10 protein-coding genes are annotated in these 11,863 nt (G+C 55.4%); 9 read left to right on the top strand and 1 reads right to left on the bottom strand.

Annotation, left to right across the window (positions count from 1 at the left end):
• Positions 1–2: 2 nt before the first annotated feature.
• Positions 3–959: a TerC family protein gene (locus OB87_RS17285; RefSeq protein ID WP_033570649.1), complete on the bottom strand. Its 957-nt coding sequence runs from the start codon at positions 957–959 to the stop codon at positions 3–5.
• Positions 960–1,415: 456 nt separating this feature from the next.
• On the opposite strand from OB87_RS17285, the gene rlmG reads away from it, so the two are divergent.
• The 9 genes from rlmG (at position 1,416) to apbE (ending at position 11,458) form a co-directional block, all read left to right on the top strand.
• On the top strand, positions 1,416–2,567 hold the full coding sequence (rlmG, locus tag OB87_RS17290) for a 23S rRNA (guanine(1835)-N(2))-methyltransferase RlmG (protein WP_033570650.1): 1,152 nt from the start codon (positions 1,416–1,418) through the stop codon (positions 2,565–2,567).
• 80 nt (positions 2,568–2,647) lie between these two features.
• Entirely contained in the window at positions 2,648–2,944 is a 297-nt protein-coding gene (locus OB87_RS17295; protein ID WP_033570651.1) for an MbeD/MobD family mobilization/exclusion protein, read from the top strand.
• 419 nt (positions 2,945–3,363) lie between these two features.
• Positions 3,364–4,311, top strand: a complete 948-nt coding sequence (locus OB87_RS17300; protein ID WP_033570652.1) for a pectate lyase family protein — start codon at positions 3,364–3,366, stop codon at positions 4,309–4,311.
• 144 nt (positions 4,312–4,455) lie between these two features.
• Positions 4,456–5,046, top strand: a complete 591-nt coding sequence (gene uhpA / locus OB87_RS17305) for a transcriptional regulator UhpA (protein ID WP_033570653.1) — start codon at positions 4,456–4,458, stop codon at positions 5,044–5,046.
• A complete protein-coding gene (gene uhpB, locus OB87_RS17310) occupies positions 5,046–6,557 on the top strand; it encodes a signal transduction histidine-protein kinase/phosphatase UhpB (protein ID WP_033570654.1) in 1,512 nt (503 codons plus the stop codon). Before uhpA ends, uhpB begins: the two co-directional genes overlap by 1 nt.
• Complete coding sequence (uhpC, locus tag OB87_RS17315; protein WP_033570655.1) at positions 6,557–7,903, top strand: MFS transporter; 1,347 nt, start codon at positions 6,557–6,559, stop codon at positions 7,901–7,903. Before uhpB ends, uhpC begins: the two co-directional genes overlap by 1 nt.
• A gap of 169 nt (positions 7,904–8,072) precedes the next feature.
• Positions 8,073–9,464: a hexose-6-phosphate:phosphate antiporter gene (gene uhpT, locus OB87_RS17320; protein ID WP_033570656.1), complete on the top strand. Its 1,392-nt coding sequence runs from the start codon at positions 8,073–8,075 to the stop codon at positions 9,462–9,464.
• 250 nt (positions 9,465–9,714) lie between these two features.
• The gene (gene spy, locus OB87_RS17330; protein ID WP_033570658.1) at positions 9,715–10,182 is read left to right on the top strand and encodes an ATP-independent periplasmic protein-refolding chaperone Spy; all 468 of its coding nucleotides are present in this window, start codon (positions 9,715–9,717) and stop codon (positions 10,180–10,182) included.
• 229 nt (positions 10,183–10,411) lie between these two features.
• Positions 10,412–11,458: an FAD:protein FMN transferase ApbE gene (apbE, locus tag OB87_RS17335; protein WP_033570659.1), complete on the top strand. Its 1,047-nt coding sequence runs from the start codon at positions 10,412–10,414 to the stop codon at positions 11,456–11,458.
• Positions 11,459–11,863: the final 405 nt, after the last annotated feature.

The following is an 11,863-nucleotide window of genomic DNA, read 5'->3' on the forward strand; positions in this document are numbered from 1 at the left end:
TGCTATCCGCGCCCGGCGCGGCGATTCACCCAGATGTTGATCAGGATGGTTGTCAGCAGGATCGCGGCCACCACGCTGAGCGAAATGGCGACTGGAATGTGGAATAGATCGATCAGCATCATCTTGATGCCGATAAAGATAAGGATCACCGCCAGCCCATATTTCAGCATCGAGAACTTCTGCGCCACCCCGGCCAGCAGGAAGTACATGGCGCGTAACCCCAGAATAGCGAACAGGTTTGACGTCAGCACGATGAACGGGTCGGTGGTGACGGCGAAAATGGCCGGGATGCTGTCTACCGCGAAGATCACGTCGCTGATTTCCACCATCACCAGTACCAGAAACAGCGGTGTGGCGTACCACAGGCCGTTCTGGCGGATAAAGAAATGCTCGCCTTGCAGGTCGTCGGTCATCCGCAGGTGGCTGCGTAACCAGCGGACCACCGGTTTATCGCCAATGGCGGAGTCGTCCGCTTTCGCCAGTGCCATTTTGAGGCCGGTGAGCAGCAGGAACGCGCCAAACAGGTACAGCAGCCACTGGAACTGGGAAACCAGCCAGCTACCGGCGAACACCATGATGGTACGCAGTACGATCGCCCCCAGCACGCCGTACACCAGTACCCGGCGCTGATACTGGGCGGGGATGGCAAAATAGCTGAACAGCATCAGCCAGACGAACACGTTGTCGACGGCCAGCGCTTTTTCGATCAGATAACCGGTGAAGAACGCCAGCGCCTGAGCATCTGCCACTTCTCGACCCATCGTGTCGGTGAGATACCACCAGAAACCGGCGTTGAACAGTATCGAGAGTGTGACCCACACCAGTGACCAGGCGGCGGCCTGTTTGAAGGTCATGACCGCAGAGCCGTTCTTGCCCTGATAAAACAGGTCAATGGCTAGCATGACCACCACAATGATTGCGAAGCTGCCCCACAGCAGGGGAGTGCCTATAGTTACCATAACAGTATCCCTTAGAGCCTATCCCATTCGGGTGATGGCATCGGCTCTGTCGTCAGAAAACAAAACGGCCTGTGTCAGAAGGCACCGGCCGTTTGCTATTAAGCTGCAAATAGACCTCGCCTTCTGGCAAGGTCTCACTTACAACTTAATGCGGAATAGTCATTAAGGTTGCCTGGTAACCGAGTGCTATTGCACTGTAATGACGATTGACCAGCGAAAAGTTACTCCCCTTTGCATTCCCAAAGATAGGATAGTTCCTGTATAGGGTCAAACAATTCTGCTGGTCCGGTTGCTGGCGGCTTATCCCGCGATGTCATCATCGGCAATGGTGTCTGCACGCGCGGATGACATCGGCCGTTGTCATGACGAACTATTGGCGGTTAAACAGGAAAACCATTTACTGTGACGCCGTTTTAAGGGATAAACAGCGCCAGATTTTGTATTGCAGGAGAGGCCATGAGCCAACTTGATCTGGAAACACATAGCCTGACGCTGGTCCGTTACCCGCAGTCCGATCACGAGTCATCGTTACAGGCGTGGGAAGCGGCGGATGAATACCTGCTGCGGGAGTTGGCTTCGATGCCGATCGGGCCTGGTCCGCGGCTGATTTTCAATGATGCGTTTGGGGCGCTGGCTTGCGGTTTGCAGGCGCAGTCGCCTTGTTGCGTTAGTGATTCGTACCTGAGCCAACTGGCGACCCGGCATAACCTATCGCTTAACGGGTATGAGTCAGAATCGGTCACCCTGCTGGACAGCCTGTCTGCGCTGCCAGACGCACCGGCGCTGGTGGTATTGAAAGTACCGAAAACGCTGGCGTTACTGGAGCATCAGTTACGGCAACTGCGTGAGGTGGTGACGCCGCAAACGGTGGTTATCGCTGGCGCTAAAGCACGGGATATCCATACGTCGACGCTGCAACTGTTCGAGCAGATTCTGGGGCCGACCCGCACCTCGCTGGCCTGGAAAAAGGCCCGGCTGATCCATTGCCAGCCGGAGCCGCGTTCTGTTGACGAACCGTCGGTGATGACGGTCTGGCCGCTGGACAACATGGGTGATCCTACCCACAACTATCAGATTCACAACTACGCCAATGTGTTTGCCCGCGGCGGACTGGATATCGGCGCTCGTTTTTTCATGCAGCATTTACCGCAGCAACTGGACGGCAAGATTGTCGATCTGGGCTGCGGCAATGGTGTCATCGGCCTGGCCGCGCTGGTACAGAACCCACAAGCTTATGTCAGCTTTTTCGACGAGTCTTATATGGCGGTGGCTTCCAGCCGACACAATGTGGAGTTCAACCGGCCGCAGGATATGGCGCGCAGCAGCTTTGTGGTGAACCATGCGCTGGCGGGTGTCGGGCAGGACAGCCTACAAGCGGTGCTGTGCAATCCGCCGTTCCATCAGCAACAGGCGATTACTGATGATATCGCCTGGCAGATGTTCCACGATGCACGCCGCTGTCTGACCGTCGGCGGAGAGTTACGGATCGTCGGCAACCGCCATCTGGACTACTTCCACAAACTGAAGCGGCTGTTCGGCAATTGCGAAAACGTTGCCAGCAATGCGAAGTTCGTCGTGCTGCGAGCGGTGAAAACCCGCAGTCGCTAAGCGGTGGCGTCTCGCATGACATTTGTTGTCGTGCGGGACTGTCATTATAATCCGCAGGTTACGTCAGCGAAGGAACCCCTATGTGTATCGAAGAGTTGGAAGCGCGGTTGGACAGCGCGTTGCAGGCATTGGAAGCCAGCGTCAGCCGACAGCAACAGATCTGGCAGCGCGACTATCAGCATTTTCACTTGCAACTGGTGCAGGCGCGCCAGCGCGAAGCGGATTTGTGCGCCAGAATCAATGAGCTGGTGACACGGGTCAACATGATGGATGAATCTCCTGAACGTAATCCGTTGCTGCAGAAAATCAACCTGATCCGCGCTCACCTTGATGCGCTAGCCAACGAAGCCGCCGCGTTTTATCGTTCTCTGCCCTGACGAGTGGTCAGGGCCGAACTGTTTTATTTTCGGTATTATTATTTTTGTTAATTATATTTGTTTTTATTTTCCTGTCGAAATTGATATCTCATTTATAATTTAATTATCTTCTTTGCCATTCGTCTTTTTTGTGTTTGTTTTATTTAAAGAAATTATATTGGCCGTTGTGTGGCAGATGGGCCAATACCAAAACAATGAGCATTATAAATTCCTGTTGTAGGGTGAATATGTCTGAAACATCAGGCAAGGAAAAAGAGAATTCCTCTCTTTTTATTCATTCATCTACACCCTAAATAATTCGAGTTACAGAAAGTCAGCAACCGAGTACATTCTCGTGAGCTTATTCTGGTAAGTCTCTGGGGTAAGCCAACACACCTGTAACTTGAAGTATGGCGGGATATTTCGACAGGAGTATTATTATGGCCTATCCAACTACAGGTACATCCGGTATGGTCGGTTTTGCAAAATCGGGCAGTACTACCGGCGGCACCGGCGGCACCGTGGTTTCGATTACCAGTCTGAGCGACCTGCAAACCCATGTGGCGGGAACGGATGCGAAAATTCTGGTGATTAATGCCAATATCAGCGCCAGTTCATTAACCAAGGTATCGCTGGGAGCGAATAAATCGATTATTGGTTCTTATAGCAGTAATACGCTGACCAATATTCATTTTCGCAGCACGTCGAGTTCGAAGAATATTATTTTTCAAAACCTGACGTTTAAACACACCAGCACTATCAACGGTAATGACGATATTCAGATTTACCTCACGCACGGCAATAAATACTGGCTGGATCATCTCACCTTCCCCGGACACGATTATACGCTGACCGACGGTGGGCTGGATAAGCTGATTTATATCGGAGAAAAAGCCGATTACATCACCATCAGTAATTGCCTGTTTAAAAACCATGAATACGGATTGATCTTCGGTTATCCGCAGGACGGCAGCAGCAATGGTGCCACCTACGACGGTTACCCGCACCTGACTATTTGCCACTGCTATTTCAGCAATATCTACGTGCGCGCGCCGGGGTTGATGCGTTATGGCTATTACCACGCCTATAACAACTTCATCGACAAATACCAACTGGGGTTCACACTGGCGCAGAATGCCAAGATTGTGTCCGAATATAACTATTTTGGCACCACCACCAGCAGCAACAAAGGGATGCTGGACGACAAAGGGAATGGGACGTTTACCGATACCGGTAGCACACCGTCTATTACCAACCAAACCTCGTCGGCCAGCAAGTGGACGCCGTCTTCCAATTACAGCTATACGCTGAAGACGGTTTCTGAGGCCAAAACCTTTACCCAGAAATACGCCGGGGTACAAAGCAGTAGCCTGACTTTCGGCGGATAAGCAATCAAAACGGGCTGGCGACAGCCCGTTTTACGCATTACCTGATAGCGCAATGCCGGGTAGCTCAACACCTGATTGCTCACCTCTTGAACACGCCAGGTCTTAACGCTAAGGTAAGCGCCTCTCAGTTACCCAGGTTCAACCATGATTACCCTCGCGCTCATCGACGATCACCTTATTGTCCGTTCCGGTTTTGCCCAACTGCTGGGGCTTGAGCCTGATATGCAGGTGGTGGGGGAATTCGGCTCCGGGCGCGAGGCGCTCGCCGGGTTGCCGGGGCGGGGCGTGCAGGTGTGTATCTGCGATATTTCGATGCCGGAGCTTTCCGGGCTTGAACTGCTCAGTCAACTACCCAAAGGCATGGCGGTGATTATGCTGTCGGTGCACGACAGCCCGGCGTTGATTGAACAGGCGCTGAACGCCGGGGCACGCGGTTTTCTCTCTAAACGCTGTAGCCCTGATGAGCTGATTGCGGCGGTGCGCACTGTCGCGGGCGGCGGCTGCTACCTGACGCCAGATATTGCCCTGAAACTGGCGTCGGGGCGGCGAGATCCGTTGACGCGTCGTGAGCGTCAGGTGGCGGAAAAGCTGGCGCAGGGATTGGCGGTGAAAGCCATTGCCGCCGAACTGGGGTTGTCGCCGAAAACGGTACACGTTCACCGGGCCAACCTGATGGAAAAACTGGGCGTCAGCAACGACGTAGAGTTGGCTCGCCGCATGTTTGATGGCTGGTGATGCGCCCGATTGCTACCTGGCTTATCGCCGCCTTCGCCAGCTGTTTTATCTTCTGTGCCGCGTGGTTTTGCCTGTGGAGCATCAGCCTGCATCTGGTGACGCGCCCGGATCTGGCCGCGCTGCTGTTTCCTTTCGGCCTGCGGCTGGGGCTGATGTTGCAATCTCCGCGCCGTTTCTGGCCGGTGCTGCTGGGCAGCGAGTGGCTGCTTCTGGTCTGGCTGGCGAAGGAAGTGGCGCTGGCGCATTTGCCGCTGCTGTTGACGGGTAGCGTGCTGGCGCTGCTGCCGGTGATACTGTCATCACGGCGGGCGCGTCAGGATGACTGGCACACATTGCTGTGGCAGGGCGGTGCGCTGATTGCAGCGGCGTTGCTGCAATCTTTGCCGTGGCTTGGCCGCAGCGAGGACGCGCTCACAGTACTGCTGCTGACCCTCACTGGCGGGCTGACACTTTCACCCACCTGTTTGCTGATCTGGCACTACCTATCCAGCTCAACCTGGCTGCCGCTCGGGCCGTCGCTGGTGTCCCAGCCGGTGAACTGGCGCGGGCGTCATCTGCTCTGGTATCTGCTGCTGTTTGTGGTGAGCCTGTGGTTGCAGCTTGGGTTGCCAACGGAGCTGGCGCGTTTTACCCCGTTCTGTCTGGCGCTGCCGATCATTGCGCTCGCCTGGCACTATGGCTGGCAAGGCGCGCTGATCGCCACACTGATGAACGCCATCGCGCTGATCGCCAGTCAAACCTGGCACGAACATCCGGTGGATTTGTTGCTGTCGTTGCTGGCTCAGAGCCTGACCGGGCTGCTGCTCGGTGCGGGTATCCAACGCTTGCGCGAGCTTAACCTGTCGCTGCAAAACCAACTGGTGCGCAACCGTCGTCTGGCGGAGCGATTGCTGGCGACGGAGGAATACGTGCGGCGTGATGTCGCTCGCGAGTTGCATGACGACATCGGCCAGACCATCACCGCCATTCGCACGCAGGCGGGCATTCTGCAACGGCTGGCACCGGAAAACCGCAATGTGCGGCAGAGTGGCGCGCTCATCGAGCAGTTATCGCTCGGGGTGTATGACTCGGTGCGACGCTTGATGGGCCGCTTGCGTCCGCGTCAATTGGACGATCTCACTCTGGAACAGGCGGTGCGTTCTTTGATGCGTGAAATGGAGCTGGATGCGCACGGCATCGTTAGCCATCTCACCTGGCAGATTGATGAAGCTTCACTCGGCGAAGGGCTGAGGGTAACGCTATTTCGTGTGTGCCAGGAAGGACTGAACAATGTTGTGAAACACGCCAACGCCAGCGCGGTGACGTTGCAGGTCTGGCAGCAGGATGAACGGCTGACATTGGTGATCGAGGACGACGGTGGCGGGCTGCCGCCGGGTTCCGGTGCGGAAGGTTTTGGCTTACTCGGGATGCGCGAGCGCGTCACCGCGCTGGGCGGCACCTTGCAGCTTTCCTGTACTCACGGCACCCGTTTAACCGTTAGCTTGCCGCTGCCAGTCCGTGAGGAGTCTTGATGTCCGGCTTTCTGAACATGAGTTTCCTTAAAATTCCTGCCAGCGTGCCGCCGTTGGTCGATCGTCAGGCGATTGATGAAACCTACCGTTACTGGCGTCGGCATATTCTGCTGACGTTGTATGTGGGCTATGCGCTGTTCTACTTCACCCGTAAGAGTTTTAACGCCGCTGTGCCGGAAATCCTCGCCAGTGGGTTGATGGCGCGTACCGATATCGGGCTGCTGGCGACGTTGTTTTATGTGACTTACGGCGCGTCGAAATTCCTCTCCGGCATTGTGAGCGACCGTTCCAACGCCCGCTACTTTATGGGGATTGGCCTGCTGGCGACCGGCGTGGTGAATATTCTGTTTGGCTTTTCCTCGTCGCTGTGGGCTTTCGCCTCGTTGTGGATGGCAAACGCCTTTTTCCAGGGCTGGGGCGCACCGGTGTGCGCCAGGCTACTCACCAGTTGGTATTCGCGTACCGAACGCGGTGGCTGGTGGGCATTGTGGAATACCGCGCATAACGTGGGTGGCGCGCTGATCCCGATGGTGGTGGGGGCGGCGGCGCTGCATTACGGCTGGCGTGCCGGGATGATGATAGCCGGTGTGCTGGCGATCGTCGCCGGGCTGTTTTTATGCTGGCGATTGCGCGACAAGCCGCCCACGCTCGGCTTGCCGAGCGTGGGCGAGTGGCGTCAGGATGCGCTGGAGATCGCCCAGCAGCAGGAAGGGGCCGGGTTGTCGCGTCGGGAAATCCTGCATAAATACGTGTTCACTAACCCCTATATCTGGCTGCTGGCTTGCAGCTATGTGCTGGTGTACGTGGTGCGTGCCGCGATTAACGACTGGGGCAATCTCTACATGTCGGAAACGCTGGGGGTCGATCTGGTAACGGCTAACTCGGCGGTGACCATGTTCGAACTGGGCGGATTTATCGGCGCGCTGGTGGCGGGGTGGGGGTCGGACAAGCTGTTTAACGGCAATCGAGGCCCGATGAACCTGATCTTCGCCGCCGGTATCTTGCTGTCCGTCGGTTCATTGTGGTTGATGCCGTTCGCCAGCTACGTGATGCAGGCAGCCTGCTTCTTCACCACCGGTTTCTTCGTTTTCGGCCCGCAAATGTTGATAGGCATGGCTGCGGCCGAATGCTCCCACAAAGACGCTGCCGGTGCTGCCACCGGATTTGTGGGGCTGTTTGCCTATCTTGGCGCGTCGCTGTCCGGCTGGCCGCTGGCACGCATCATGGATGTGTGGCATTGGACCGGATTTTTCGCGGTGATCGCCGTGGCGGCCGGTACGTCGGCGTTGTTGCTGTTACCTTTCCTGCGCGCTTCGTCGCCGCGCACTGAAAACGAAACGACGTGATTCGCTTCACCCTTTTGTGCTGCTGTCGTGAAAACCAGGAAAATTTCCTAGTTTAAGCAGGACGTTCCCTCAGGCCCGTAATGACCGGGCTTTTTACAATACAGGTACAACAAGGCCCAGGCGGGCATTCTAAGGCCACAGGCCGTTTTGTCCTGTAAGAGGAAACCTCATGCTCAACTTTTTAAACCAGGTGCGTAAACCAACGCTGGAACTGTCGCTCGATGTGCGGCGCAAAATGTGGTTCAAGCCGTTCATGCAGTCTTATCTGGTGGTGTTCATCGGCTACCTGACCATGTACCTGATCCGTAAGAACTTCAATATCGCGCAGAACGACATGATCAGTACCTACGGGTTGAGCATGACGCAGCTTGGCATGATTGGCCTTGGTTTTTCGATAACCTACGGTGTCGGGAAAACGCTGGTGTCCTACTATGCGGACGGCAAAAACACCAAGCAGTTCCTGCCGTTTATGCTGATCCTTTCTGCTATCTGTATGTTGGGCTTCAGCGCCAGCATGGGAACGGGGTCTGTCAGCCTGTTTTTGATGATCGCGTTTTATGCATTGAGTGGCTTTTTCCAGAGCACTGGCGGGTCGTGCAGCTACTCCACCATCACTAAGTGGACGCCACGCCGCAAACGCGGCACCTACCTGGGGTTGTGGAACATTTCCCATAACCTCGGCGGTGCGGGTGCGGCGGGTGTCGCGCTGTTCGGTGCTAACTACCTGTTCGACGGTCACGTGGTCGGGATGTTTATCTTCCCGTCGATCATCGCGCTGATTGTCGGGTTTATCGGCCTGCGTTTTGGCAGCGACTCCCCGGAAGCCTACGGGTTGGGGAAAGCCGAAGAGCTGTTTGACGAGGCTATCTCCGAAGAAGACAAGGAGACGGAAGACGGCAGCATGACCAAATGGCAGATCTTTGTTGAGTATGTGCTGAAAAACAAAGTGATTTGGCTGCTGTGCTTCTCCAACATCTTTCTGTACGTGGTACGTATCGGCATCGACCAGTGGTCCACGGTTTACGCCTATCAGGAGCTGAAACTGCCGAAGACGGTGGCGATTCAGGGCTTTACCCTGTTTGAGGCTGGTGCGCTGGTGGGCACGCTATTGTGGGGCTGGCTGTCGGATCTTGCTAACGGACGCCGTGGATTGGTGGCCTGCGTCGCGCTGGCGTTGATCATCGTGACGCTTGGCGTTTATCAACACGCCAGTAACCAGTATGTTTATCTGTCGTCGCTGTTTGCACTGGGCTTTTTGGTGTTCGGCCCGCAGTTGCTGATTGGCGTGGCCGCTGTCGGTTTTGTGCCGAAGAAAGCCATCAGCGCCGCTGACGGTATCAAAGGCACCTTCGCCTATCTGATTGGCGACAGCTTCGCCAAGCTGGGGCTGGGGATGATCGCCGACGGCACCCCGATCTTTGGGCTGACTGGCTGGGCAGGCACCTTTGCTGCGCTGGATGCCGCCGCGATCGGTTGTATCTGCCTGATGGCGATGGTGGCGGTGATGGAAGAGCGCAAAATTCGCCGTGAAAAACGTCTGCGTCAGGCACAAACCGCCTGATGATCTTCGCCTCCGGCGGTGTGCCGGAGGCGATTGCGGGCAACGTTGGCTGGTCAAACACTTCCGATTTTGTCGGCTTCTTACGGAATATTTCCGCTTTCTCCACAATTGGCGCAATTGTGAATATCTCCCTTGCAAAGCTTTACCCTGACCCACGGTTAACTGAAGTTCACAGGCCTATACTCCATCGCAAAGGTTGACGCACACCGGTGCGTTAATAATTAAAAACCGTAACGTGAAGGAAGGTCTTATGTCTAAATTAACTGCTATTGTGATTGCCTCTGCGCTGGCGCTGGGTAGTGCCGGGTTTGCCTACGCTCAGGACAATACCCCGCCGGATCAGGGCGCACGCATGATGAAACATCATGACGGTGAGCGCGGCATGGAACATAACATGATGTTCAAAGGGTTGAATCTGACCGATGAACAGCGCCAGAAAATGCGCGACATCATGGAGAATGCTAAGCAGGACCGCGAACGGCCGTCAGCTGAAGAGCGTACTGAATGGCATAACCTGATTGCTGCCGACAGCTTTGATCAAACCAAAGCCGAAGCGGTAACCAACAAAATGGCTGAAACCAGCAAAGCCCATATGCTGAAACGTCTGGAAATTCAGAACAAGATGTACAACGTACTGACGCCGGAACAGAAAAAGCAGTTCAACGATAACTTTGCCAAACACCTGAAAGAACCGGCACCGGCCAAAGCGCCGCAGTAACCGCCGAGCCTGACATAACCGGAACGCGCCTGTTGGCGCGTTCTGTCTTTATCGCTATTGATGGCGTTATCGTTGTGTTGGAGTTGTCTCCACCCGCCAGGCTGACTGACCAAGACGGTGCTTTGGGCTGATCTCTTGCGCTCAGACAGTTTTTCTCCACTCCGCACTTTTCAATCGCCCGTTCTTGCTCTATCAATAGCGCGTCATTGTGATTCATGGAGTACGGCTCATGGCGTCTTTCGCCCTTAAATCTGTCCTTTTTCTTGGCATTGTCAGCGTATTGAGTGCCTGTAAGCCGGAGCCTGCCGAGGTTTCCCGCCCGTTTACCACGTTTGAAGGCAAGACGATGGGCACCTTCTACAGTGTGAAAATTAGCGGAGAGCTACCAGAAAGCAGCCAGCAGTTGCAGCAGGAAATCGACGTGTTACTGGAGCAGGCCAACAACGAGATTTCCACCTACCGTAACGACTCGGTGCTGTCCCGTTTTAATCGTTATTCGGGTACAGAACCGCAGCCGGTGAGTGCCGGTATGGCGGATATCATTTTGGCCGCACAGCGTATTGGCCGGGCGACAGGCGGCGCAATGGATATCACGGTGGGGCCGCTGGTTAACCTGTGGGGATTTGGACCGCAGAAACGGCCGGTCACCATTCCCAGTCAGCAGCAAATTGATGATGCACGGCGCAAAGTGGGGCTGAACCACCTCCGTCTGATCAGCGACCATCAGGGCGAGTGGATTCAAAAAGATCTGCCGGATCTTTATGTAGATCTCTCTACGATGGGGGAAGGGTACGGGGCGGATCTGCTGGCGCAACTGATGACCCGCAAAGGCATCACCAACTATCTGGTGTCGGTGGGCGGCGCGATTTCCAGCCGCGGCGTCAACGGTCAGGGGCAGCCCTGGCGGGTCGCCATTCAGAAACCCACCGACAAGGAGAATGCCATTCAGGCGGCGGTAGACCTGCAAGGCTACGGCATCAGCACTTCCGGCAGCTATCGCAACTATTTTGAGCAGGACGGCAAACGCTATTCGCATGTCATCGACCCGGCCACCGGTCGGCCGATTACGCATCAGCTGGTTTCCGCCACCGTGATTGCCAGAACCGCGCTGGAGGCGGATGGCTGGGATACCGGGTTAATGGTGCTGGGCACCGAAAAAGCGCTGAAACTGGCGGAACAGCAAGGACTGGCGGTTTATTTGATCACCAAAACCGATAAAGGGTTTGAGGCCGTCATGACGCCGCAGTTCAAGGCGTTCCTGTTACCGACGCCGTAATCAGACGCCGGGCCTGATGCCGCTCATCAGGCTCGGTTATTGCTGGATAATCCGGCGCGGTGCAGGTACAGCCCGCCCTGGTTACTGAGTTATCAATTTATACCCGTCATACTTCACGTTGCAGGTGTGTAGGCCGCGTTACTCGGCCCATTTCATGGGCTTCGCCCTAACGGACCAACGCTTTGCGTTGTTCAATACGCACGCGTGTTGTCCTGCAACCTGAATTATTTTGGGTATATCTCTCCGCATTTTTTTCAGCCGATGTCATTTCCTGCCATTGATATGACTCGTTATCGTCTGGCGGTTTTTTATATCGACCATGTACTCATGGGAATAAATGGCCGGGTCGCCAGATAGAATAAACTTATAAAAAGAAGGGGTAATGGGTAAGTGTATTTGGGAGGG

This window comes from Dickeya undicola, assembly GCF_000784735.1.
GTDB classification, from domain to species: Bacteria; Pseudomonadota; Gammaproteobacteria; order Enterobacterales; family Enterobacteriaceae; genus Dickeya; species Dickeya undicola.